The sequence below is a fragment of the Streptococcus sanguinis genome (genome assembly GCF_050234405.1).
GTDB lineage: Bacteria > Bacillota > Bacilli > Lactobacillales > Streptococcaceae > Streptococcus > Streptococcus sanguinis_W.
This window is the reverse complement of record NZ_CP092117.1, coordinates 72,045-97,797: the sequence shown is the minus strand read 5'-3', so window position 1 is coordinate 97,797 and position 25,753 is coordinate 72,045. Positions and strand designations below refer to the sequence as shown.

Annotated in this window: 25 protein-coding genes; all 25 read right to left on the bottom strand. The window is 46.2% G+C overall.

The window, feature by feature from the left end:
• Positions 1-13: 13 nt before the first annotated feature.
• The 25 genes from thrC to MFP28_RS00445 all read right to left on the bottom strand — a co-directional run bounded on the left by thrC (position 14) and on the right by MFP28_RS00445 (position 25,623).
• Positions 14-1,498: a threonine synthase gene (thrC, locus tag MFP28_RS00565; protein WP_002907711.1), complete on the bottom strand. Its 1,485-nt coding sequence runs from the start codon at positions 1,496-1,498 to the stop codon at positions 14-16.
• A gap of 112 nt (positions 1,499-1,610) precedes the next feature.
• Positions 1,611-2,708 carry a LysM peptidoglycan-binding domain-containing protein gene (locus MFP28_RS00560; RefSeq protein WP_002907710.1) on the bottom strand — a complete coding sequence of 366 codons (1,098 nt, stop codon included), beginning with the start codon at positions 2,706-2,708 and terminating at the stop codon, positions 1,611-1,613.
• Positions 2,709-3,144: 436 nt separating this feature from the next.
• On the bottom strand, positions 3,145-3,768 hold the full coding sequence (locus tag MFP28_RS00555) for a V-type ATP synthase subunit D (protein WP_002907709.1): 624 nt from the start codon (positions 3,766-3,768) through the stop codon (positions 3,145-3,147).
• A complete protein-coding gene (locus MFP28_RS00550) occupies positions 3,765-5,159 on the bottom strand; it encodes a V-type ATP synthase subunit B (RefSeq protein WP_002902006.1) in 1,395 nt (464 codons plus the stop codon). Before MFP28_RS00550 ends, MFP28_RS00555 begins: the two co-directional genes overlap by 4 nt.
• The gene (locus MFP28_RS00545; protein WP_002907708.1) at positions 5,146-6,936 is read right to left on the bottom strand and encodes a V-type ATP synthase subunit A; all 1,791 of its coding nucleotides are present in this window, start codon (positions 6,934-6,936) and stop codon (positions 5,146-5,148) included. The genes MFP28_RS00550 and MFP28_RS00545 overlap by 14 nt, the downstream gene beginning before the upstream one ends.
• Before the next feature lie 164 nt (positions 6,937-7,100).
• On the bottom strand, positions 7,101-7,796 hold the full coding sequence (locus tag MFP28_RS00540) for a GNAT family N-acetyltransferase (RefSeq protein WP_002907707.1): 696 nt from the start codon (positions 7,794-7,796) through the stop codon (positions 7,101-7,103).
• Positions 7,797-7,803: 7 nt separating this feature from the next.
• Positions 7,804-8,124, bottom strand: a complete 321-nt coding sequence (locus MFP28_RS00535) for a V-type ATP synthase subunit F (RefSeq protein WP_002898763.1) — start codon at positions 8,122-8,124, stop codon at positions 7,804-7,806.
• Complete coding sequence (locus tag MFP28_RS00530) at positions 8,111-9,124, bottom strand: V-type ATPase subunit (protein WP_002907706.1); 1,014 nt, start codon at positions 9,122-9,124, stop codon at positions 8,111-8,113. Before MFP28_RS00530 ends, MFP28_RS00535 begins: the two co-directional genes overlap by 14 nt.
• Positions 9,125-9,134: 10 nt before the next feature.
• Positions 9,135-9,725 (bottom strand): hypothetical protein, encoded by a 591-nt coding sequence (locus tag MFP28_RS00525; RefSeq protein ID WP_002907705.1) that lies wholly within the window; start codon positions 9,723-9,725, stop codon positions 9,135-9,137.
• Between the two features lie 10 nt (positions 9,726-9,735).
• Positions 9,736-10,215: a V-type ATP synthase subunit K gene (locus MFP28_RS00520; RefSeq protein ID WP_002898768.1), complete on the bottom strand. Its 480-nt coding sequence runs from the start codon at positions 10,213-10,215 to the stop codon at positions 9,736-9,738.
• A gap of 132 nt (positions 10,216-10,347) precedes the next feature.
• Entirely contained in the window at positions 10,348-12,303 is a 1,956-nt protein-coding gene (locus MFP28_RS00515) for a V-type ATP synthase subunit I (protein ID WP_002907704.1), read from the bottom strand.
• A complete protein-coding gene (locus MFP28_RS00510) occupies positions 12,293-12,616 on the bottom strand; it encodes a hypothetical protein (RefSeq protein ID WP_002907703.1) in 324 nt (107 codons plus the stop codon). The genes MFP28_RS00515 and MFP28_RS00510 overlap by 11 nt, the downstream gene beginning before the upstream one ends.
• Positions 12,617-12,767: 151 nt before the next feature.
• A complete protein-coding gene (locus MFP28_RS00505) occupies positions 12,768-13,664 on the bottom strand; it encodes an ROK family protein (RefSeq protein WP_002907702.1) in 897 nt (298 codons plus the stop codon).
• A complete protein-coding gene (locus MFP28_RS00500) occupies positions 13,661-14,503 on the bottom strand; it encodes a MurR/RpiR family transcriptional regulator (RefSeq protein WP_002907701.1) in 843 nt (280 codons plus the stop codon). Before MFP28_RS00500 ends, MFP28_RS00505 begins: the two co-directional genes overlap by 4 nt.
• A gap of 169 nt (positions 14,504-14,672) precedes the next feature.
• Positions 14,673-15,125: a YhcH/YjgK/YiaL family protein gene (locus tag MFP28_RS00495; RefSeq protein ID WP_002907700.1), complete on the bottom strand. Its 453-nt coding sequence runs from the start codon at positions 15,123-15,125 to the stop codon at positions 14,673-14,675.
• Positions 15,125-16,663, bottom strand: coding sequence for a sodium:solute symporter (locus MFP28_RS00490; protein WP_002901990.1), 1,539 nt, complete (start codon positions 16,661-16,663; stop codon positions 15,125-15,127). Before MFP28_RS00490 ends, MFP28_RS00495 begins: the two co-directional genes overlap by 1 nt.
• Before the next feature lie 84 nt (positions 16,664-16,747).
• Positions 16,748-17,665 carry a dihydrodipicolinate synthase family protein gene (locus MFP28_RS00485; RefSeq protein ID WP_002907698.1) on the bottom strand — a complete coding sequence of 306 codons (918 nt, stop codon included), beginning with the start codon at positions 17,663-17,665 and terminating at the stop codon, positions 16,748-16,750.
• 14 nt (positions 17,666-17,679) lie between these two features.
• On the bottom strand, positions 17,680-18,381 hold the full coding sequence (locus tag MFP28_RS00480) for an N-acetylmannosamine-6-phosphate 2-epimerase (protein ID WP_002907697.1): 702 nt from the start codon (positions 18,379-18,381) through the stop codon (positions 17,680-17,682).
• 310 nt (positions 18,382-18,691) lie between these two features.
• Positions 18,692-18,799, bottom strand: coding sequence for an acetylxylan esterase (locus tag MFP28_RS00475; protein WP_223331441.1), 108 nt, complete (start codon positions 18,797-18,799; stop codon positions 18,692-18,694).
• Between the two features lie 115 nt (positions 18,800-18,914).
• Positions 18,915-19,595: a DUF6796 family protein gene (locus tag MFP28_RS00470; RefSeq protein ID WP_032916156.1), complete on the bottom strand. Its 681-nt coding sequence runs from the start codon at positions 19,593-19,595 to the stop codon at positions 18,915-18,917.
• A gap of 81 nt (positions 19,596-19,676) precedes the next feature.
• The gene (locus MFP28_RS00465) at positions 19,677-19,835 is read right to left on the bottom strand and encodes a hypothetical protein (protein WP_002907695.1); all 159 of its coding nucleotides are present in this window, start codon (positions 19,833-19,835) and stop codon (positions 19,677-19,679) included.
• A gap of 194 nt (positions 19,836-20,029) precedes the next feature.
• Entirely contained in the window at positions 20,030-22,684 is a 2,655-nt protein-coding gene (adhE, locus tag MFP28_RS00460; RefSeq protein ID WP_002907694.1) for a bifunctional acetaldehyde-CoA/alcohol dehydrogenase, read from the bottom strand.
• Between the two features lie 303 nt (positions 22,685-22,987).
• A complete protein-coding gene (locus MFP28_RS00455) occupies positions 22,988-24,793 on the bottom strand; it encodes an acyltransferase family protein (RefSeq protein ID WP_032916153.1) in 1,806 nt (601 codons plus the stop codon).
• On the bottom strand, positions 24,783-25,208 hold the full coding sequence (locus MFP28_RS00450; RefSeq protein WP_002907692.1) for an MORN repeat-containing protein: 426 nt from the start codon (positions 25,206-25,208) through the stop codon (positions 24,783-24,785). The genes MFP28_RS00455 and MFP28_RS00450 overlap by 11 nt, the downstream gene beginning before the upstream one ends.
• Positions 25,201-25,623 (bottom strand): low molecular weight protein-tyrosine-phosphatase, encoded by a 423-nt coding sequence (locus MFP28_RS00445; RefSeq protein WP_002907691.1) that lies wholly within the window; start codon positions 25,621-25,623, stop codon positions 25,201-25,203. The genes MFP28_RS00450 and MFP28_RS00445 overlap by 8 nt, the downstream gene beginning before the upstream one ends.
• Positions 25,624-25,753 lie beyond the last annotated feature (130 nt).

Genomic DNA, 25,753 nt, shown 5'->3' with positions numbered 1-25,753 from the left:
ATGTTTTTGTTTTTTATAATCCCAAATAATCTTCGACTGCTGCCTGCATTTGGTCTGCAGCAACCGTCGTTTTGTGGCGCACTGGGGCTGTTTCTAAGCCGTCCACAGCTGGTGGCAGAGCTACGCCAGAAAGTTCGTGCAGTTGCTCCAAAGCCTCGAAGTCACTAAGTCCTGACTGACCAGTCACAGCCTCAACAGCCACGACTGGGAATTTATAAGGACTAGCGGTAGACGCGATAACAGTCTTACGCTGATCACCTGTCTCTGCCAGATATTTTTGATAGACAGCAGACGCAACGGCAGTATGAGGGTCTTCGATGTAGTCAGATTCTTGATAGACCCGCTTGATTTCAGCTGCTGTTTCTTGCTCTGTCGCATAATCAGCCGCAAAGAGCTCTAAAATCTCAGCGTCAAAGTCCGTCAGTTCATACTGTCCATGCTCATTCAGGGCCGCCATCAAGGCAGCTGTTTTCTCAGCGCTGTTACCAGACAGGTGGAAAATCAAACGCTCCAAGTTAGAGGAAACCAGAATATCCATGGATGGACTAGATGTCACCTTGAAGCTCCGCTTCTTGTCATAAACCTGAGTCTTGAAGAAGTCCGTCAGGACATTGTTCTCATTCGATGCGCAGATCAGCTTGCCAACTGGCAGACCGATTTGCTTGGCATAGTAGGCTGCCAAGATATTACCAAAGTTCCCTGTCGGAACGGTAAAGTTGACCTTGTCTCCTGCTGTGATTTCTCCCGTCTTCACTAGCTGAGCATAAGCATAGACATAGTAGACAATCTGAGGCACCAAACGGCCGATATTCATGGAATTAGCTGATGAAAACTGGAGTTTGTGCTCCAAGAGACGAGCTCGTAGGTCTGTGTCATTGAACATGTGCTTGACATTAGTCTGGGCATCGTCAAAGTTGCCGTCAATGGCAACAACATGCGTATTGGCACCTGTCTGCGTCGTCATTTGCAGCTCTTGGACCTTGCTGACACCGTCTTTCGGATAGAAGACGATGATTTCAGTCCCAGGAACATCCGCAAAACCTGCCATAGCCGCCTTGCCTGTGTCACCAGAAGTCGCTGTCAAAATGACAATTTTGTTTTCCAAGCCGTGCTTTTTAGCTGCAGTTGTCATCAAGTGAGGCAGGATAGACAAAGCCATGTCCTTGAAGGCAATGGTCGCTCCGTGGAAAAGCTCTAGATTGTACTGACCATCCAGCTTGACCAAGGGAGCAATAGCCGCATTATCAAACTTGCTGTCATAGGCATGGTTGATACAGTAGTCCAGCTCTGCTTCAGAAAAATCGTCCAAAAATGCAGACAAAACCAGCTTGGCTACTTCCTGATAAGAAGCGTCTTTGAGCTTGGCAAAGTCCAAATCGACCTGCGGATAGGTAATGGGCGTAAAGAGCCCGCCGTCTGTCGCCAAACCTTGCAGAATCGCCTGGCTGGCTGTTACTCTATTCTTTTCGTCGCGTGTTGATTGATAAACTAAGGTCATTCTCTCTCATCCTTTATCTGTAGTTCGCTTTATTATACCAAAATTTATCAGAAAATTCTCGCTTTTTCACAGAGAATATCAGAAAAAGCCCATTTCTGGGCTTGTATTCATCTTATTCATTCATAGATACGTGAACGTGGTCGTAGTGATTTTCAGTTACACTACCACGGTCTGGCATTTGGTTCCAAGTATTAGCTGGTCCATAGATGCTTTCAAATGGTGCATAGAACTGTTGCTGCCAGATAACGTAAGAGATTCCTCTTTCAGTCATGTTAGAAGTAACATCGGCAGCAACCCGGTTTCCTAATTCAGTATTGTCACCAACGATAAAGTCAGCTGCCAAGCCCTTACCATGATCTCCGCTATCACCTGGACGGTAAAGACTAAATTCTGTAATGCCATATTTAGCTGCTATCTCTTCTTTCAGAGCAGCAGTCTGTGGCTGAAGACCTTCATTAGCAGGATTGTTAGTTGTCACGCTAGCAGCGTCTGTTACAGCTGGAGCATTGTAAGTTGTTGGCTCAACAGCGGCAGTTGCTTGACTAACTTGGTCTTGGCCTAATTCAGTCACTTCTGGAGCTGCCTCTGCTGGTGCTTCTGGACTTGCAGCAACTACTGGTTGTGGAGCTGCCTCTACTGGAGCTGCTGCATTTTCTTCCGCAGCTGGCACTGCTTCACTTGCAACTTCTGCTACTGGGGCAGGAGCTTCTTCAACAGGCGCTGGTGCTTGGTCTGCTGGAGCTGCAACAGCTTCCTCAACAGCCGGAGCTGGAGTTTCTGCTGCTTGAGCCGGTGCCGCTGGAGCGGCTTGTTCAGTACCAAAAATCTCGCTAGCCGTATAATCTTCCGTTACCAATCCTGCATTATTTCCTGCTTGGTAGCTTTGGATTTCTACAGAGGTAATTTCGTTATGTCCATTTGTTGTAATAGTCAAAACAGTTCCTGGGAAAATCAAGTCTGCATTGGCAATTTGGTTGATTTTAGCCAATTCAACAAGGTCAATGTTCATCGCTTGAGCGATATTGCCTAAAGTGTCTCCATATTGAACAGTGTAAGTTTGTTGGTTTTCATTGCTCGTAATATCCGCTTTAATTTGCTCAACTGTTCTGGCAGTCCAGTTTTGTGGCTGCTCCTCAGCTTTTGTTGTAAACAAAGGCAATGCTGACAAAGCAACAGTTGAAGCCAAAAGTAATTTCTTATTCATTTTCATATGCAAAATGCACCTTCCTAATCATTCATGATACGAAAACCATCTTACCATAAATCTTCTAAGAAAAAAGCCTTTTTCGACCTATTTAACAAAACTGTCTGCCCCCTGTAATATGGAGATTTGTTTGTAACATATAAAAACAGGCAACAAGCAAAAGAACCCCATTTGGAGAGGTTCTGTTTTTTCTTTTGGGCTTATTTGAATTTTTTCTACTCTGGTAAACTAAACCCGACCTAAGCTCTTGGCAAAAAAGAGAAAATCCCTAGAAGCTATCGCTTCTTCGTCTATTTTGGCTATGAATAAATCTATTCAGTCTAGGTTAGCCTAGCTAAATCGAGCTTCGGCTAAAAACTCGGAAAAAAGAGAACTGGGCTTGAATTCATCGAATCCATCGTCCAGTTCCTATTTTTCATTCGTTTTTTAACGCCTACACATCTTATTTCACCTTCATCATTCGGACGAGGCTGGCCCGTTCGGCTTCTTCCAGCTTCATCTCGATGTAGTAGATGGTTTCTTTGAGGTCAGGGATGGTAGCATACTCTAGTCCGTTGACCCGGCGGCGGGTTTTCTCGATTTCATCCGCCATGAGCTGGCAGCTTTTCTCAATTTCAGCCAGTCGCAGCAGGTCAGGGAGCAGATCGCTCATGCTTTCAATGGTTTCATCCATCTGGCTATTAGACGCCACATAGCTATAAACCACGTCTCCCTCGTCATCAGTATGCGGATTGTCAATATGGGCGTACATCTTGGGCACGCGCACACTCATGATATTATCAGTCTCCACATGCAGATTGACCTCCCGCGTGGGCACAGCAAAAATCTCCTCGACCATGAGGTCGCTCTCCAGCGCCTTGGCCATGACAAAATCCTGCAGATGACCAACCAGAGCGGATTCGACCTTTTGGCGGAGCTGATTGTTCTCACGGACAGACTCAATGAAGCGCCGCATCAGCTCATCCCGCTTGTCCTTGAGCAGTTTATGCCCGCGGACAGCCGTTTTGAGACGGGCTTTTAAGTTATTCAGCTCCATCCGAGTCGGCTTGACATTGAGTCGCGTCATCTTTCTTCCTCCTTGGTCTGCGGCAGGTATTGGTCAATCATATCGTCCTTGATCCGCTTAAGTTCTGTTCTTGGCAAGATGGACAGGAGTTCCCAGCCCAGATCCAAGCTTTCCTCAATGGTTCGATTGGTCTGGAAACCTTGATTGATGTATTCCTGCTCAAAGCGGTCGGTAAAGCGCACATAAAGCTTGTCCGTTTCGGACAGGGCGGATTCCCCCAGAACGACAGCCAGCTCCTTGGCCTGCTTGCCTTGCGCATAGGCGGCAAATAGCTGGTTCATGGTTGCAGCATGGTCTCCTCTGGTCTTGCCCTCACCTGAACCCTTGTCCTTGAGACGAGACAGGGATGGGAGGACATTAATGGGCGGACGATAGCCACTGTTGTAAAGGTCGCGCGAAAGGATAATCTGACCTTCCGTAATATAACCTGTCAAGTCTGGAATCGGATGGGTAATGTCATCCTCTGGCATGGACAGAATCGGAATTTGCGTCACCGAGCCTTTCTTACCGACCAGACGACCAGCCCGCTCATAGAGGGTGGATAGGTTAGTATAGAGGTAACCCGGATACCCACGGCGGCCCGGCACCTCACGACGAGCTGCGGAAACTTCCCGCAGGGCTTCACAGTAGTTGGTCATGTCAGTCATGATAACCAGAACGTGCATATCCTTTTCATAAGCCAGGTACTCAGCTGCTGTCAGGGCAATCCGTGGCGTCGCAATCCGCTCGATAGCCGGATCATTAGCCAGATTGATAAAGAGCACCGAACGGTCAATGGCTCCTGTCTCCCGGAGGTCATTCATGAAGAACTCGGCTTCTTCAAAGGTAATCCCCATAGCCGCAAAGACCACGGCGAAGTTTTCATCAGAATTAAGCACGGTAGCCTGACGGGCGATTTGAGCAGCTAATTCCTTGTGGGGCAGACCAGATCCGGAAAACACTGGCAGTTTTTGCCCCCTAACCAAGGTATTGAGGTGGTCGATGGCCGAAATACCGGTCTGGATAAATTCATCCGGATAGTCGCGAGCTACTGGATTGATAGCTTGACCGTCAATATCCAGATATTTTTCTGGCAAGATAGCTGGGCCGCCATCAATTGGCTTGCCCATGCCATTGAAAATCCGTCCCACCATGTCTTCTGACACTGGCAGCTCTAACGGACGGCCGGTAAAGCGGACCTTGGCTTTTTCCAGATTGATTCCGCTAGATCCCTCAAAAAGCTGGACCATAGCCTTGTCTTCTTGGACTTCCAGAACCTGGCCCTGACGCTTGCTGCCGTCATGAAGCTGGATTTCTACCAATTCATTGAAATGCACACCAGCGACTTGGTCGACAATCATTAGAGGGCCGACGACTTCACTGACGGTGCGGTATTCTTTAATGACGCTCATTGTCTAGTCCTCCTTGGGCAAGAATCTGGTGCAGGGTTTCCTCGATAGTCTGACTCAGGGCCTGAATGTTTTCTAACTGGTCTTCATCAATAAACTTACTGCGGGCAATTCGGTCACGCAACTCCACCGTTCCTTCCATGATTTCCCGGAAATAAGCTCCCAGCTCCAAGGCACGATTGGCCTCCGCATCAAAGGTCAGGATATTGCTCAATAAAGCTACCTGTTTTTTGAAAGAAGTATAGGTGTCAACATCATCAAAGGCATTCTGCTGCAGGTAGTCCTCGCGGATCATCTTGGCTGCATTCATAGTCAGCCGGTCCTTTTCAGACAAGGAATCCAAGCCAACCAAACGCACGATTTCCTGCAGTTCGCTTTCCTTTTGCAGGATATTCATGGCCTTGGTGACTTTCTCAGCCCAAGGAATCTTCTCATGCTGGTCGATATATGCTCCCACTTCGTCTAGGTAGAGCGAGTAGGAGCTCAGCCAGTTGATAGCTGGAAAATGTCGGCGTTGAGCCAGCTGGGCATCCAAGCCCCAGAAGACCTTGACAATCCGCAGGGTATTTTGCGTCACCGGCTCAGAAATATCGCCACCCGGAGGTGATACGGCTCCGATAGCAGTAATAGAGCCTTCACGCGCAGTCGAACCGAGTGTCTTGACCCGGCCAGCTCGCTCGTAATACTCAGCAATCCGGCTGCCAAGATAGGCTGGATAGCCTTCGTCACCCGGCATTTCTTCCAGACGGCCAGACATTTCCCGCAGGGCTTCTGCCCAGCGAGAGGTTGAGTCCGCCATGATGGCCACGGAATAACCCATGTCACGGAAGTATTCTGCGATCGTAATCCCTGTGTAAATCGACGCTTCCCGAGCTGCTACTGGCATATTGGAGGTGTTGGCAATCAGCACCGTCCGCTGCATGATGGACTGGCCAGTTGCTGGGTCAATTAGTTCTGGAAATTCATTGAGTACGTCGGTCATCTCATTGCCACGCTCACCACAGCCGACATAGATAACGATGTCAACATTGGCAAACTTGGCCACCTGGTGCTGAACGACAGTCTTACCAGCCCCGAATGGTCCTGGTACGGCTGCTGCTCCGCCCTTGGTTACTGGGAAGAAAGTATCGATGACCCGCTGACCTGTCACCAAAGGCTCAACCGGAATCAGCTTCTGAGCAAAAGGACGCCCACGACGGACCGGCCATTTTTGCATCAAAGTCCCTTTAAAGACAGACCCGTCCGCCTGCTCAATCTCGTAAACAGTCTCTTCAACAGTGAAACTACCCGCTGAGATGTTGGCCAAGCGTCCACTGACGCCGACTGGCACCATGATGCGGTGCTCCACCAGATTGGTCTCCTGAACCGTTCCCAGAATATCGCCAGCCTCAACTGCATCGCCAACAGACAGACTTGGAACAAAATCCCACTTAGTCTCTCGGTCTAGATTTGGCAATTGGACACCGCGGACGAGGAAGTCGCTCTCCGTGATGGTCTGGAAACGCTCCAAAGGCCGCTGAATCCCGTCAAACATCTGGGAAATCAGACCTGGCCCCAGTTCAACGGAAAGAGGACTTCCAGTCGTGATGACCGGCTCTCCCGGACCCAAGCCAGAAGTTTCTTCATAAACCTGAATAGAAGCTTGGTCCCGCCGCATTTCAATAATTTCACCGATTAGCCCCAAATCGCCAACCCGGCAGATATCCTGAATATTCGCTTCCTGCATCCCTGATGCCAGCACCAGAGGACCAGAAACTTTGATAATCTTTCCTTGACTCACAATCTTCCTCCATTCTTGGGAGATTTTTGTTGTTTCTCAATGAAAATCAAAGAGCAAACTAAGTAACAGTTTGAATTCCATTTCCAAAGAGTATTTTTTGATTCTTGCCGCGAGTTTGAAATCTTTCTTAGCTAACTCTAGGGCAAGTATTGTTTCTTTTTATTTTAACAATCAGATAAGGCTTTTATTTGCTGCCCCTTTTCGTCGAAATTGTCTGGGCTTAGCCATTTTTCTAGACGGCTCTTGACGGCCGGCCAATCCTTGTCAATCATAGACAGCCAGTCAGTATCTCGGTTGCGCCCCTTATATACAACAGCCTGACGAAACCTGCCTTCGTAGGTGAAACCAAGCCGCTCTGCTGCCCGCCTTGAAGGCTGATTGAGGGCATCGCATTTCCATTCATAGCGGCGATACTCCAGCTCTTCAAAGACATAGCGTGCCAGCAAGTACTGAGCTTCAGTAGCCAGTCTGGTGCGCTTCAGCTCGGGCGAATAGGTCACAGCTCCCACTTCGATAACGCGGTTATTTCGGTCAATCCTCATCAAGGCAAAAGTTCCTAGAGCCTTACCGCTCTCCTTGTCCACAATGGCATAGTGGAAACGATCCTGTGCTACCAGCATCTGATCTAGCTTCTGGGACCATTCTTCCTGACTTTGGGCAGGATTTTGAAAAAGATAGGTCCACATATCCGCAGGAGAATCCGGACCATACACTTCATATAAATCCGCCCCATGCTTGTCCTTGGACAAACGCTCGATAATAACATACTGACCTTCGATTCGCTCCAGATTGGGCAAGTCTCCCGGTTGATAATCCGGCAGAGCATCCCCAATGGGTTGACCTAGTTGATTGATTCGCATAAAAACCTCACAATATATCTTGTCCTACAGCCTTTTCGACATTTTCATGGATCCGTGAAAGAGCCAGACCCGTGCTCCCCTTATGGGTAGGAATGAGCACAAGAGCAGGAATCTCCAGCTGGTCATAGTAGGCCAGGGTTTCTGGAATATCCGCAGCCATATCCTCCGTCAGATAGATAATGCCAAAATCTTCGCGGGCGAGCCGACGCAGGGTATTGATCGTCTCCTGAGCTTCCTTCACTGGAAAGGTCTGAAAACCAATCAGCTTAAAAGGGAGAATGGTATCGCGATTCCCCACGACCGCAATCTTGTAGCTAGTCTTGTCCATAAATCGGTCGCATCCTTTCTCTGATAAGCTCTACGGGCAGCTGATTGTCCATTCCGGTCAAAATCAACCGCAGATTCTTGACTTCCAGCTCCTTACCCAGCAGATAGCGGGCGAGAGGGAGCGGACCATCTGTCTCAAACTGACCAGCCGCAAGCAACTTAGCCTGCAAGAGGTCCGCCAGATATTCTAGCTCTACTGTCGTCAAGGTCTGGTTCCGCATTTTCTCCTCATAGGAGCGCAGATCCAGATCGTAGCCACAGGGATTGACCTGGCTAAACCAAGTCAAGAAATCCTCCTGCTCTGCCATGGCAATCCAGTTGGCAGCAGAAAGACTTCCTTCATCAGACAGGAGCTGCCTCATAAAGCTGTGCGGTTTGCCCAAACCAACAGCCCGCTTGACGGTGATGGCATTGTAAAAATCAATAGTCAGATTCACCAGCTGCAGCAGGCTCTCATCTTCCAACTCCTGTGTCAGGCGCTTGAGATGCTGGAAATAAGCCATATCCATGCCAATCTCCAGCACGCGCACATCCTGATAATCCTGATATTCCTGCCAGGTCGCAAGCACCTCGTCCAGCATGAAATCTGGACAATACTCAGCTGAAAAGGCCATGACTAGGTGCTCTAAAACCTCCAGCGAATAGGTCCCCACCGGCATCAGCAAATGCTCCAAGGACTGACCTGTCGCCCGGCCCTTGAGAAAAACCTTGAGATTATGGTAAGTGTAGCGGAGTGTGAAAATCTCCACCAGCTCCTTACTAGGACTAATCTCAAGCGCCCAATTATAGACGGAATACAAATGCTTCATCAGTACTTGCTCAATGGCATTGAGATCCTTGATAGCTTCAGCATCCATGGCATAGACCGTTCCCTGCAGAAGAGCCGAACGGCTGGCAGCATCGTCAGTCTGCAGCAACTGTTCATATTGCTGGGGCGTCAAAAAGGAAGCCTCTTGCACACTAATGGCTGTATTGACTTGAGAGAAGCTTGTTTCACTCATGGTCCGCCTCCTATTCTGCCTGGTCTTTGAAAATATCCTGAGCCAGTCTGTAGCTTTCCTCCTGCCAGACAGAGTCCAGCAAGTCACGATAGAGATAACTATCATCCACTCGTCCTTGGCTCAGCACAAAACCTGCCTGACCGACTATGGACTGGTCTGAAAAGTGCACTTGCGGAAAGGCTTTTTTCAAGTCTTCTAACTGGCTGAAGCTGAATTTCTCAGCTGATAGAGCACCGAAAACCAGTGTCATCTCTTCCTCTGGATATTTAGCCAGGACACTCTTCAGAAAATGTTCCTCTTCAGCTGATGACCATGCCGCCATCTGAGCATAAGCCTCTTCAAAAAGCTCTCTGAGAACCCGCTGCTTGATAACCAAAGTAGACTGGCGCTTTTGATTTTCCAGCTGCTGAATATCGCGCTGACTGCGCCGGCTGATTTCTTTCAGCTGCTGCTCCCGCTGTCCAAGCTTTTGCCGAACCAGCTGGGTCTCACGTTCTTTGGCTTCCTGCTCTATTTTCTCAGTAGCCTCGGCCAAAAGCAGACGCCCCTTTTCGTGAGCCTGCTCCAAGACAGAAGCTTTGAGATCTGATATGTCAGACATAAAAGCCTCCTTACTTCACATTCAGAACCATGATGAAGGATACAACGAAGGCCAAGATGGCGTAGGTTTCAACCATGGCCGCTAGGATAACCCCTTTCATGACCTCTTCCGGACGCTTGGCCAAAATCTGAATACCAGCGGTCGCTACTCGCCCTTGATGCTTGGCTGAAAAGTAACCAACAATCGCAACTGGCAAAGCAGCTAGGAAATAAGCTACGCCTGATTGCAGAGCCAATTCTGGCTTGATATTAAAGAAGACGGTAATCCCGATAACAAAGCCGTAGAGACCTTGGGTACCTGGCAAAAGTTGTAAAATCAGAGCTTGAGCGAATTTTTCTGGTTGCTCTTTCAAGAGGGCTGCCGCTGCCTGACCAGTGCTTCCAACACCCAGAGCTGAGCCCATTCCGCTGAGAAAGACTGCCAATGCTACTCCCAGACCTGCAAAAAAGGCGCCGCCGTAAGTTCCAAAATATGATGCTAAATGTTCCATGATTTACTCCTATGAAAATGCTGTAATCGTCGTAAAACCAACAGCTAGTTGAATGAATGTTGCTTGTTTTGATGTTCTAGAAAATGTATTTCAAAAGATGAGTTTCTCATCTCTTACCATAGTCCCTAATCCTTATTTCTTACTTTGCTGAACGTATTTCTCACTAGGCTTGAGCGGAGTGAAAGGCTTGCCGCCACCGTCGTAGAATTTCCCGAAGAATTCCACGAAAATCAAACGCGCTCCGTGCACATAACCGGACAGAAAAGATAGAAACATATTGACCAAATGCAGGGCAATAAAGAGCAGAATGCCAATGCTAAAGCGAGCGACAGGTGGAAAGAGGCTAACAATCAAGTTAAAAGCCGAGCCAATGCTGGCTCCCGAAAGCCCCAAAGCCATCAGACGCGTAAAGCTGACAAGGTCTCCTACATAGCCGCTGACATTGTAGAGATTAAAGAGACCTGACCCTAATCCTGCCAAGCTCTTAGCACTGACAATGGATACTGCCAGTATGCCCAGAGCATTGATGATGGCCAGCCACTGACCAATCGTTGCTGCCAAGGCCAAGGATGGGAAGAAATTTCCCAGTGCCAAGAGTAGCAGCCCCAGCAAAATCAACACCCAAGCAAAGCCTGCATTATAAGCTTCTGCATAATCCTTGATGCGGATATTTTTCAAACCGCTGAGGAAGAGGCCTGCCAGCACCGTAACAAAACCAAAGACGACCGAAATAACCAGAATCGTCATGGCATCAGAGCTGGTACTGATCAGAGCAAAGGGCAGTTCAAAGCCAAAGAAAGAGCCATAAACCAGCCCCCAGATGATGACTGCCACACCCAACAGGCGGAAGAATCGCAGATTCTTAGCCAGTCCCGACTTGACATGCAAGAAGTGCAGCGCCAGACTGGTGCCTACAAAGAGCAAGAGACCGTAGCCGATGTCAGCGACCATCATCCCAAAGAATACAAAATAAAATAGGGAAACGACAGGGGTTGGATCCTTATCACCATATTTAGGCAGGGAATACATCTCCGTCACTAGCTCGAAGGGCTCCACCAAGGCATTGTTTTTAAGCTTGGTCGGAACCTTATCTTCCTCATCCTGTCTAATCTCTCTGGTCTGGATGAGAATGCTCTGGCCAAACTGCTCTGTCAAGCAAGCCTCAAGAGCTTGAACTTGATTGCTTTCGATCCAGCCTTCCAAGGCCGCCAGATTTTTCGTGCTGGCTAACTGGTTCTTACTTTCTTGACGAGAGGAGAGATTGCAGAGATAGTCCAGCTGAACCTTGAGCTGATCCAGTTCATTCTTGGAAGCTGCCAGACTCTTGGTCATAGCATCGGCCACAGCCTCCTGCTGTCGGATATTGGCCTTGAGCTGGGCTATCCGCTCAGCAGGCAACTCTGCATGGTCATACTCAAAAGGCTTAAAGCCATACTCTTTCAAGATTTTGCGAATTTCTTCCAGAGAGCCTGCCTTGTAAAAAATAAGAACCCCATGCTCGGTATCATCGGTAAAGACTTCCTGAAACTTCAGGTCATGATGTGCTCCCAGAGTCAGGCGCAGAGCATCGTCGTCGGTATTGGGAATCGTCCCAATCAACGCTCCCAGATGACTGAAAGTCGCAGCTGCTTGCGGTGTTAGCTCCAGCGGCTCCCACTTCTCCAGCGCAGCCACTTCCAAGCGGTCAGCTTCTATCTGAGCTTTGGCCTCTTGCAAGACCTTAAGCTGCTTACTGATTCCTTCCAGCAGCGCCTCCTCATCTCGGGCCTTCCCTGCCTGCTCCAAAGCAGCAAAGGACAGCTCCAAAGGCTCTTCTTTTAAGGATTCCAGCAGTTTCTTTTTCGGCATAAAAGGCTCCAGCTCTGCAATCAGTCTCTCGAGCTTTTCCTGACGACTGAGCAAATCCTGCTGAGATAACTGCCAATCCGGCTGGCCGACTAAAGCCTGCTCAAAGGCTGCCTGCCAGTCCTCTTCCTGCCGCAAGTCATGAATCTGAACCGACTCTAAACCCTGTAGGTAAAAGAGAAGCTGATCCAGCAGTTCCTTGGGCAGAAGCAGAGACAACTGCCGCATTTGACTAATGGCCATAGGCTTCTACCACCTTCTCTACAATGGCTCGCGCCAAGTCTGCTTTTTTGTCTGTCAGCGCAGCCGCAACCTTGTCCTCATTTTGCTGGGTTGTCTGCTCCAAGTCTTGCTGCAGGAGCACCAACTTTTGCTGGGAACTCGCGGTTAATTCCTCTGCCAGCTTCTGCGTTTCATCGTCATAGGTCTGACCCAGCTGCCTGAGATCTTCATCTACTTGCTGTCGCAGCTCCTGAGCCTGCGTCCTGTAGCCCATCAAAACTTCTTCTGCAGCAGTTTCAATTTCCTGCATTTTTTCAAGTGTTTCATTGGCCATCTATTCACCCCCTCGTTTTCAAAAACCTTCGAAAACGGATTTTAAAATCTGCATTCCTGGCTGACTAGCCAACCATCTGGCAAGGTTATCTTCAGGAATACAGCTTCGTACTTGCATAAATTATATCATATTCTTTCTGAAAACATCTTTTTCAAACAGAGTTTTTCTCCTGATTCAGAAAATGTCGAACAGCGCCTAATCGCCCGGCTTCATTCCCTAGGGCTGCTACCACCAACTCTCTAGGCAAAAAGCGCGAATCTACTACTTGCTGCTTCATCAGACTTTCAAGACGTGGCAGAATAAGCTCAGAACGAGCTAATATGCCGCCACCGACAATCAACACCTCTGGATTTAGAATATAGGACAGGGTTAAAAGACCTTTAGCTAGGCGACCCAAGAATATATCAAGTGTTTCCTGCGCCAGCTTATCTCCTTGGTCTACCGCCGCAAAAAAGCTACGCCCAGTATGGCCTTGCTCACCTGTCTTTTGGCTGTATAATGCTAACAAGGCACTTGTTGAGGCCAAGGATTGCCAGTCCTGTCCATCTTCCATGGGCAGATAGCCTACCTCACCAGCAGTATAAGTGGATCCATTGACAATTTTTCCATCATAGATAATGCCGCCGCCAATGCCTGTACCGACAGTAATCATAACTGCAGAAGCATGACCTTTGGCAGCGCCTAGCCAAGCTTCACCAAGAGCAGCACAATTAACATCATTTTCAATCGCAATCGGCAAACCAAATTCTTTTAAAATCCGACTACGGAAATCTGTCCCAATATAGCCTGGAATGGTATAGCCTGCGTAACTAATTTTCCCTGCTTGACTGTCAACTACACCAGCAGATGAAATCGCTACTCCATCTAGCTCAAACTTCTCCTTATAAAATGCTATTAGCTGGCAAACCTGCTCTAAAATCTGATTCGTTTTCTTTTCAAAGTCAATCTCAGTGGCGACTTCTCGAAATTGATTTAGACTACGTCCATCAGACTGATAGAGATCTGCTTTAATCGTTGTCCCACCGATATCTATTCCCACAATATTCACGATTCATGCTCCTTCTCTTCTTGATTTTCTTCTAAAGCTGAAAGTGTATTTGTAAAGATTTGGCTGCGATGATCTCGGTCTAAATCCATATAATAGGCATAGAAAATGTCCATCACGACTAAAACCGGAAACTGAGGAGAGATATTATTGCCCTGTGCTAAGTGCTTCTTGACAGCTACTAGGACCAGTTCATCACACTGCTGCCTCAAGTCGTCGCTGTTATTGGAAGTTACCAGCACAGTCTTGGCTCCGACTTTCTTGGCATTCTGAATAGCCTGCGTGATAATTTTAGTCTCGCCAGATATGGAAATGCCAATAACCAGACAGTCCGGATCCAGCATGACTCTATTCACCCGAATCATATGGTCGTCCGTAATGGCCTTACAAACCATTCCCAACCGCATGAAGCGAAACTCCATTTCCCGAGCCACTAAGCCTGAACTCCCCTGCCCGTAGATATAGACTCGCCCAGCATTGTTGAGCATATCCCCCACGCGCAGGAACTGTTCTTCGTCAATCAAGGAAAAAGTCTTATTAAGCAATTCGCCATAATCAGACAAGACATTTCTGGTCAAATCCCGACTGACATTTTTACTTTCTGAGCTGGATTCCTGAAATTCAAAGATAAACTGCCGATAGCCTGAAAAGCCACATTTTTTAGCGAAGCGAGTCAGAGAAGGCACAGAGACATAGAGCTTCTGAGACACAGCCTGAGCCGATAGATCAGCTGTCAGCGCCTCATCAGACAGAAAATAATCTGCAATCTTCTTTTCCAGGTGTGTCAGACTGCCGTATACAGACTCAATCACTGGCAAAATGTTTTTTTCCAAAGAAACCATCAGACGCTTTCCTCCTGCAACTATTTTCTTTATTCTACCACTTTCGCAAAAGCAATTCCAACCCTTCCTTGCTAGAATTCTCCAGCAGAAAATAAAGTTCAAAACTGACTAAAAAAGCTGGGGCAGCATGTTAAGAACAATCCGTCTTTCTCATCCCGCCCGCAGCCTTTTATACAATTTTTACTTTAAAGACAACCTTACGGATGGGGCCGGCTTCTTCAGCTATCAGTCCAGTCTTATGGGCGTCATTAGGATCCAGCAAGAGCAGGCTGCCAGGAGTGAATATCAGGTCAAACAAAGCCTGACCGGACATCTGCTGCCAGTCTCCTTCCGCATCATAATCACCTTCTTCCATATTGGACAAAAAGTTATAGTGGATGCGCTCCCTTCCTTCAAAAATCAGATGCACATCATAAAATTCCCTATGACTTTCCCAGACCCGCTCCTCATCGGTCGTGGTCGTCATTTCAATGACATTGTAAAAGAAATCATCAGACACAGGGTGATTGCCCTTTTCATCTTGGCTGACATCATGTGTCCTTAAAAATTCTAAGACTTTTTTTAAGGCAGGATGCTGAATGTCTCTCTCAACAGCTGCTCCTTTATATTGAACTAGTTCCATTAGTGCCGTACCTCCCAGGATTTATCTGCATGAATACTTGCAATATCGTAAACTGTTGTATTCTCTGGCGCAGCCTTGCCGCCAGTTAAGACGGAAACTACATAGCCTACAATCAAGGAAACAACAATTGAAATCAATGAATAAGCCCAAATACTAACTGCTTCTGCTGGCAGAGCGTACTTGATGACTAGCAGGACAATACTGGAAGCAATCATAGCTGCATAAGCTCCCTTGAGGTTGGCACGCTTGGTGAAGATTCCCAGAATAAAGATTCCTCCCAAGACACCTAGCACCAAGCCCATAAAGCCATTAAACCAAACATAAGCCGATGTAATACCTGTATGAGCCATCACGATTGAAACTACTGTGGAGAAGACTCCTACACCTAGAGAAACATATTGAGCAATTTTAGTCCGTTTCTTGTCGTCCAGATTGCTAGATACAACATCTTGAATATCCAGAGTCCAAGAAGTCGCTACAGAATTAAGACCCGTAGAAATAGTAGACTGAGCCGCTGCGTAAATTGCCGCAATCAGAACACCGGTCACTCCAACTGGAAGACCATAGGCGATAAAGTAAGTGAAGATCTGGTCTTGAGGAATAGAGCTGCCCTCGCTGCCTGGATGCTGTACTTGATAATAGACGTATAAGCCTGTACCAATCAGATAAAAGACAGAAGCGATAAAGATTGACAAAACTCCATTCGTAAACATCATTTTATTGAGTTTCTTCACATTCTGAGTTGTCGTAAAGCGCTGAACGATATCTTGCGAAGATACATAAGAGGACAGGGTGTTGATACCAGATCCCAAGATAATCAGGAAAATAGAATCTTTCAGCAAGTTAGGATTGAAAATAGTTTCTTTCCCTGAGATAAATTTACCACTGGCCAGCTCACTAGCAATATCGCCAAAGCCACCCTTGAGATTAGCAATCAGGAAGAAAAGCCCTACAACTGTACCAATCAAGAGTACTGAACCTTGGATAAAGTCTGTCCACAGAACTGACTTGACTCCACCGGTATAGGAGTAAACAATGGCAATCGCACCCATCGCGATAATCAGGATATTGACATCAATCTTCGTCAAAGTAGCCAGGGCCACTGAAGGTAGATACATAATGATGGACATGCGGCCGATTTGATAGATGATGAAGAAGACAGCTGACAAAGCCCGCAAGGCTTTAGAACCAAAACGTTTTTGCAGGTAGTCATAGGCTGTATCAATATCCAGACGTGCATAAATCGGCAAGAAGAAACGAATAGCCACTGGAATGGCAAAAATCATACCCAGCTGGGCAAACCAGAGCAGCCAAGTCCCTGCATAAGAGTTCCCCGCCAGTGTCATAAAGGAAATCGGACTTAGCAATGTAGCAAAAATGGAAACAGATGTTACATACCAAGGCACCGTTCCATCACCTTTAAAAAACTCTTTACCCTGCATCTCCTTTTTCGAGAAGAGCAAACCTGCTACCAGAACAACTAGTAAATACACAATCAGAATAATCATATCGATTGTAGTAAAACCAACATTTCCCATAGAATTTCTCCATTATTATTCATCGTCAAAGCCTAGGACGGGCAGGTTTAGCCTGCCCTAAACTCTGGTGTTACACTCTTTATATTACAAGAAGTCTTCTCTTACCTGCTTAATCATAGCAGCCGCTTCTTTGGCAATCGCATAGTCTCCCTCAGATAGAGGCTCTAACGGTGCTCGAACAGAACCAATATCCAAGTCCTCATTGAGACGAAGAATTTCTTTCATAACAGCGTAGAGATTTGCTCGACCGCTGACCATCTTGTAAATCACACTATTAATCGCATGTTGCAGTTCTTTAGCACGATCCAGTTCTTTGTCAATGATGAGTTGGTTGAGCTTCAGGAAGAGGTCCGGCATCACAGCATAGGTTCCGCCAATTCCGGCCTTAGCACCAATAACTCGACCGCTGATAAACTGTTCGTCTGGACCATTAAAGACAATATGATCTTCCCCGCCTTCTGCGACAAAGATTTGAATGTCTTGAGTCGGCATAGAAGAGTTTTTAACCCCAATAACTCGTGGATTTTTACGCATTTCCGCATAGAGTGCTGGTGTCAAGGTCGTTCCAGACAGCTGCGGAATATTGTAGATGACAAAGTCAGTATTCGGAGCCGCTGCACTCATATCGTTCCAGTACTTAGCGATAGAATAGTCCGGCAAACGGAAGTAAATAGGAGGAATAGCAGCGATGGCATCGACACCCAAACTTTCAGCATGCTTAGCCAGTTCTACACTGTCTTTAGTGTTGTTGCAAGCCACATGAGCGATAACTGTCAGTTTGCCCTTAGCCACTTCCATGACATTTTCCAAAATTAATTTCCGGTCTGCTACACTGAGGTAAATACACTCACCAGAAGAACCATTAACATAGACACCCTTAACACCCTTATCAATAAAGTACTGAGTCAAAGCACGAACACGTTCTGGGCTTACTTCTCCTGCTTCATCATAACAAGCATAAAAAGCTGGAATGACACCTTCATATTTTTCTAATTTTGACATATTCTTCCTCTTTTCTATTCTTTCGTTGCGTCTGCAAACTTCCTTGTAATCAGCTGCGGCCGTGTAATGGCAGATCCAACTACCACACTAAAGGCTCCCAGCTCTAGAACCCTTTTCACCTTTTCAGGGCTATCAATATTCCCCTCAGCAATCAGAGGGTGCTGAATCTCAGCTAAAGCTTTTCGGATGATTTCAAAGTCATTGGCTTCAATCTTATCTCCCTGGCTCTGATTAGTATAGCCCACCAAGGTTGTTCCAATAAAATCAAATCCCATTCGATCAGCTTCCAGCATCTCGTCAAGAGTTGAACAATCAGCCATCAAAAGCTGCTGAGGATATTTTGCTTTCACTTTCTGCAAAAATACTTTTAAACTCTCTCCTTGAGGTCTGCTGGAATTTGTCGCATCTAAAGCGATAATCTCCGGATGGGCTTCCATCAGCTCATCCACTTCTATCATAGTTGGTGTAATAAAAGCTTGGGCATCTGGATAATCTCTCTTGATAATCCCAATTACTGGCAAATCCACCGCTTCTTTAATCGCCTTGATGTCTATAACCGAGTTAGCCCGAATTCCGCTAGCACCTCCTTCTCTGGCCGCCACTGCCATACGAGCCATGATAAAGTCGCTATGTAATGGTTCGTTTGGTAGAGCCTGACACGACACAATTAACTTATGTCTCAACTCTTCCATTTGATTCCTATCCTCCTTACTCATTTATTGTAAGCCTTTACATTTATTATCTTAACATTTATTGCAATTAGTTTCAATATGATTTTACTTTTAGAAAGTACTTTCTTTTTATCTCAGTTTGAAACTTATACAGACGAATATAGCTAAAATATTTATTTTTTTCGTGGCTATTCCAACATTTTTCTACAACTAAAAAGAACTAGGCGAATGCCTAGTCCTAGGGGGAAGCAGTTTTGTAGAATTCCAGTCTTAAAGGAATAAAAGTTAACAAACACTATGCTCAACCAGCTTATTTGAAAGCCCATATTTGAAATTTAAATCAGCAGAATGCCAATTAGCAAAACTCTGCCACTTGTTTATTCCAAAAGGTATCAAAATCGTCGGGCATTTCATCTCTTCCGCGATAATGTAACATTTCTTTAAGTAAAGTAGGGTTTTTCATGTCTTATCCTCCCAACGATTCTTGAGACCTCTTTCATCATACCATAGAAAGAGGAAGTTTTCAATAGGTTAATATATAGATTTTCTGTTTTTCTGAAATTTTGCCGATTCACTGCCTAAGAACCTATATGAAGCAGGAGCAGTAAATAGAACAAACTAAATCCTATATTTAGGCCAGCTCCGTTAAGGTAGGGGCGTCCGATTCTCAGCTTTTCTACCAGTAAGATAGTCAAGAGACTGAGAGGTAAAGGAGTCAGCAGCCCCAGATAAGCAGGCAATATTGTCTGACCGGTAACTATTAGCAGTGAGTAAACGAGCCAGCCTAGACCGGTCAGAGCGATGGCTGTTCGCCAGGTTATATCTAGAAAGAGCACTGCTTCATTGATAAGCCCGCTGTCTTCGTCTGAGCAGACCTGTCCGCCACTTCGTTTATAAGCCTTTTTGCTGATGATTCCAACGTAGTAAAAGGCCACATGTGCCACTGGCGACAGAGCAAATCCAATTCCTAACAAGGCTATTGACAGATAGGCCCACAAATCTTTATTTGTCAAACCAAAGAGAGCATAAAGCGAGACTAACATAAGAGGGATTGAAAAGTTAGCCACCAGAGCACCTAGACGCAGCCGACCGACAGAGCCAGAAAGCATCAGCATAGCCAGATTCTTATTGCCAATCCGACTCTGCTCCGTAAAAGAGGCATAACTTTCCTTGTCTACCTCAAAGCCAACCAGCAGAATATCCCCCAATAACCAGCAAAGACCACTCAACAGACCAGCCCATAAAGATAAAAAAATCACATTACTCTCCTTTTTCCATTGTCCCCTTATCTTAGCACAAAAGCTCACTCAATCACAAGTAGTCAGATGGTTTACATCTTTTTATCCCAGCAAGCTCCTTTCGTTAAGAGGCCTAGCGCTCACGTCGCTCCGCTCCTCAGCATCAATGTCTCTAAGCTCAGCTGCGACCTGCGGTCTTGCCTTGCTATGTGTTTCTTCAAGGTGTACAGCTTTTGTCCTAACGGACAAAACTGCATCCACTACTCAACTTTGTCCTACGGCCGCGTTTCGTTAAGAAACCTAGCGCTCACGTTAATCCGCTCCTCAGCATCAATGTCTCTAAGCTCAGCTGCGACCTGCGGTCTTGCCTTGCTAAGAGACCTAGAAAAATCCCCTGCCAAAGGGCAGGGGATGACCGACAAAACTGTCTTTTTTTAATTGAGGAATCTGTCCGCTTATTTGCGACGTCCTGGGCGTTCCTTGTAGCCATAGTAAGCGTCTTCGATGATTTCCTGCATGTGGTCAACCATTGGAAGGCGTGGGTTGGCTGGAGAACATTGGTCTTCATAGGCAAGGAAGGCTAATTCGCGTGAATGTTCTTTCCATTCTTTTTCGTCAATACCTTGAGCCTTGAAGTTCATTTCGATACCGACACGTTCTCCCAGTTCATAAACAGCTTTTGCGTAAGATTCAACACCTTCTTCTGGAGTAGAAGCTGGCAAGCCAAGCATACGAGCGATGTCTTGGTATTTCTCATCCGCACGGTAGTAATTGTACTTAGGCCATGTCGCTGTCTTAGCTGGACGTGTACCGTTGTAGCGGATTACATATGGCAGCAAGATCGCATTGGTACGACCGTGGATTGTGTGGAATTGTGCACCAATCTTATGAGCCATAGAGTGGGAAATTCCCAGGAAGGCATTGGCAAAGGCCATACCAGCGATAGTAGAGGCATTGTGCATCTTTTCGCGAGAGTGGAAGTCAGCATTCTTAACAGAGCTTTCCAGATTTTCAAAGACGAGTTTGATAGCTTGGAGAGCCAAACCATCTGTAAAGTCGCTGGCCATCTGAGATACATAAGCTTCTGTTGCGTGAGTCAGCACGTCCATACCAGTGTCCGCTGCGACAAATCCTGGAACAGTCAGTACCAGAGCTGGGTCTACAATGGCTACAGTTGGAGTCAGAGAGTAGTCAGCGATTGGGTACTTGCGGTTATTAGCCTTATCAGAGATAACGGCAAACGGTGTTACTTCTGAACCTGTACCAGATGTTGTAGGGATTGCTATAAACTTAGTCTTCTTACCAAGCAATGGGAATTTGAAGGCACGTTTACGGATATCCATGAATTTTTGCACAAGGTCACGGAAATCCACTTCTGGTTGCTCATAGAAGAGCCACATTACTTTAGCTGCGTCCATTGGCGAACCACCACCAAGCGCGATGATTGTATCAGGTTTGAAGGTACGCATAATCTCTGTACCACGTTCAACTGTTGTGATATCTGGATCTGGCTCTACATCTGCAAAGATTTGGTAAACAACCTTATTACGACGAAGATCGAGTTGTTCGATGATACGATCTAGGAAACCAAGCTCTACCATAGCATGGTCTGTTACGATCATGACACGTTCCACATCGCGACATTTTTGCAGATATTGGATAGAGTCACGCTCGAAGTAAGTTTTTGAAGGGAGTTTCATCCATTGCATATTATTTCTACGTCTTCCTACTTTTTTGATGTTCAAGAGATTCACAGCACTAACGTTATCACCAACTGAGTTGCGACCATAAGATCCACAGCCCAGAGTCAGTGAAGGCAGGAAGGCATTATAAACATCCCCAATACCGCCGAAAGTAGAAGGTGAGTTGCAAATAACACGGATAGCACGGACAGCCTTACCAAATTCCTTGGTCAACTCTTCGTCCGCTGTATGGATAGCAGCTGAGTGACCAAGACCATGGAATTCTACCATTTGACGGGCCTTTTCAACACCGTCTTCACGGGATTCAGACTTGAGAACAGCGATGACAGGTGACAGTTTTTCGCGTGTCAATGGCTCCTTTTCACCAACTTCTTTACACTCTGCAGCCAAGATATTTGTATCTTCTGGCACGCTGAAGCCTGCCTGCTCTGCAATCCAAGTAGCTGGCTTACCAACGATATCCGGATTGAGCTTAGCACCGGCACAGTTTTTGCTGTTTGCCTTAGCACCGAAGCAGAATTCTTCCAACAGAGCTTTTTCTTTCTTATTTACAAAGTAAGTATGATAAGATTTGAACTCTTCTACAAATTCATCATAAACTTCCTTATCAATGATAACCGCTTGCTCAGAGGCACAGACCATACCATTGTCAAAGGACTTAGACATAACGATATCGTGCGCTGCTTGACGGATATTAGCGGATTTTTCCACATAAGCTGGTACGTTTCCAGCACCAACCCCCAGAGCTGGCTTACCACATGAGTAAGCTGCCTTCACCATTGCATTACCACCTGTCGCAAGGATTGTTGCAATCCCTTCGTGGTTCATAAGCGCAGAAGTTGCTTCCATAGATGGCGCTGTAATCCACTGCACACAGTTTTCAGGCGCACCTGCTGCAATCGCAGCATCACGAACGATTTGCGCTGCATGGGCAGATGATTCTTGAGCAGATGGGTGGAAAGCAAAGATGATTGGATTACGAGTCTTCAAGGAAATCAAAGCCTTAAAAATAGCTGTTGAAGTTGGATTGGTTGTTGGAGTAATTCCACAGACAACACCCACTGGCTCCGCAATCAGGGTCAAACCAGTTACATCATCTTCTTCAATAACGCCAACTGTCTTCGTATGGCGCATATTATTCACAACGTGTTCACAGGCGAAAAGGTTTTTCGTTGCCTTGTCTTCAAAAACTCCGCGACCCGTTTCTTCATAAGCGTGCAGGGCCAACTCACCGTGAGCATCCAAAGCTGCTACAGAGGCCTTGGCTACGATGTAGTCCACCTGTTCCTGATTCAGCTTTCTCATTTCCTCGAGTGCAACCAGACCTTTTTGCACCAATTCATCGACATGCTTTTGCGCTGCCAAAGCCTTGTCTTCTTGTTCTACCGTTTTCTTCTTTTCAGCCATTCTATTCCTCCAATGGTTTTGCCTTAGGTTAGACGAAGAACACTAACCTTTGTTAAATATTTCACAATTTAATTATAACCTATTTAATGATTTTTGTAAACACTTTCACTTAACATTCACAAACTTTTCTCTATTAGTTTGTGAATTGTATAACAAAACTACTGATTTTACTGCCTATTCTTTTAGTTTTTGTGAAAAAATTTTTTATTTTTTAGAGATTTCACATACTTTTACTTTCACATAAAATTTGAAAGCGCTTTCTTATCTTAGATATAAAAAGCTCGGACGAACCGAGCTGATTATTTATGGTTTCACATTACCAGAATTTGCTTCATCTATGGCTTGCTTAATGGTATTGGCATAGAGAGTTCCCCCTTCAATGATGGACTCTGAGTTTGAGCCAAAGTGGACATAGTCTGTCCCTTCCCAAATCTGCGGATTTTCGATAGCAGTTTGATGCCAGTCGGCCACAAAGACATAGTCATACTTCTTGGCTAATTCTAGCTCATACTCCCGCTGCTGGGCCAAGACGCCGCCCTCTGAGCGACCGTCATAAGGGGTCACGAGGATCAGTTGATGACCCTTAGGCAGGCTGGAAACATACTCATCCAAAAGTTCATTCGAATAACCAGACGAATTGGTTCCAAGAGCCAGGACAACCTGCTTCTTCAGCACTCTATTAGCAATATCTGTCTTGTAGACCTCCAAGCCTGTACTCAGACTGCGACTAACGACAGTGTCTAGCTCGATTCCTGGCAAGATCTGCTGCAATTGTTCGCTTGAGCGTAGGGCAACGGAGTCACCAATCATGGTAATCCCGTCCGCCACATTGTACTCTGTCGCCTTGGACTGATCAACCTGACTTCGAGTTGTCTGCATCTTAGTGTCAGCTTGATTCAGAGCATTGACAATCAAACTTTCCTCAAAAGCTCCGACCTTTGGTGCTGTCACCGAGATAAAGAACATAATCAAAGTCAGCGGAATCATGCTGTAAAAGATTGGTCTGGTAAGAGACGATAGATCCATCTTGGTTCCCATGATAACCGGCTGACGACCAGCCAGAGTTGGCTCCAAGATATAGAAAGACAAGGCTGCAAAAATAAAAGACAGCAGCGTGGTCAGGAGAACAGCCAAGCCATTACTCATCAGCTGGGTAAAGATAATATAGAATGGCCAGTGGAAGAGATAAACACCATAGCTGGTATCCGCGATAAAGTTGATAAGGCTAGGTTCCTTCACATCAGGAAGCTTGTCATGCAGCATCCTAGCAGCAAAAATCATCAGACAGGCCAAGATAGTTGAAATCAAGAATCCTACCAGGTAGGTCCAAAGATTGTCAAACTTGAGCAGGAAGCTGAGCAAAAGCAAAACAGCAGCGCTGCCCCCCATGATTCCTAGCACTTGCTTGAGATCCAGCTTTTCCTCCAGCATCTTAAAGCGACTGCTGACATGGCCGACGCCAGATAAGGTTGCTAGGATGCTTCCTGCAAAGAAAGGAAAGACGTGGGTCAAACTTGAGAAATAAATGTCAGAGTAATTCTTAGTGGTCAAAGCACCAGCAAACATTGATACAAAGCTGACTAAAAAGAGACCTGCAGAAACCAGCGCAATCAGGCCGCGATAGCGGGCGGTTGACTTGGCAACCTTGCCCAAGCCCCAAGCAGCCAAGCCCCAAAGAACATAATAGTGCACTTCTAAAGCCAGACTCCAAGTATGGATTAGGATATGCGGCACAAACTGACTCTCATAACTGCCGCCAGATAGCATTTCATAAAAGTTGGTCACAAAGCCCAAGGCAGCCGCAATCTGCGTCCCAATCCCAGCCACAAAATCCTTACGGATTAAGAAAGTAAAGGGCATAACGACCAAAATCATAAAGACCAGAGGTGGTACAATCCGATAAAAACGCCGTCTGAAAAAGCCTTGGATATCGATTTCTTTCTTCTTGGCAAACTCGTCAATAAGCAGAGCGGTAATCAAGAAGCCAGAAAAGGTAAAGAAGATATCCACGCCAATAAAACCGCCAGGGAAAACGCCCTGGAAGTAATGATAAAGCAGAACTAGAAGCAGCCCCGTGATTCTGACGAGCGAAAACCATTTAATGCGCATTTTGATAAATTCCTTGTTTAAACGTTCCTTCATAAACAACATTGCCTTCTGTCGTTAGCTTTCCTTGTCCATCGGCCTGACCCTTGCTGAAGTCCCCTTCATATTTCCAGCCAGCCTGCGAGGTAAAGGTTCCTTTGCCGTCAAAGATGCCATTGCGAAATTGACCGCTATAACTATCCCCATTTTGAAAAGTCATAGTCCCCTGACCGTTCATCTTCCCGCGAACCAAAGTCCCGTCATACTTGATCTTCCCTTGATCCAGCGTTAAAACGCCCTTACCAGGAATCCCCGAGGTAAAGACCAGAATAGCTGACAGCACAATGACCGTGACAGCCAAGAGTTCTAAATTCTGCCGGGTCAGATAGACCTTGTATTTATCGTAAAATTCTTTTACTTTATCCATATTCCTATCCATCCAAACGCTCTAGCCACTTCTTGCAGCCAGCCAAGACCAAATCATAGGTTTGGTCAAAATCTCCTGTGTACCAAGGATCTGGTACACCTTCTTCTTCAAACTGATAAATTTTATGCTGAAAATCCTTAGGCGCCATCCGCTTCAAATCTCGGACATTGCTTTCATCCATACCGATGACGTAGTCAAAATCCGCAAAATCCGCTGCCGAAATCTGCTGAGAAGTCTTGTTCCTATCATAAGCAATGGCATATTTCTTAAAAATAGCCTGTGTCCCTTGATGAATGGGATTGCCGTGCTCCCAGCTTGAGGTTGCCCGGCTCTCGATTTTCAGCTGGTCTGTTAAACTCTTCATGACGAATTCTGCCATCGGACTACGGCAGATATTGCCCAAACATACAAATACAATTTTCTTCATAGAATACCTCGCTATCTATTATAACAAAATAATGGCAAAAACTAGCCCTGAATCGTTTACAGTTTCCTGATTCTCGTTGAAAACTGGCAAGCCCTGCCCCTCTCATGTCTGAAAATAGCAAAAAACCACC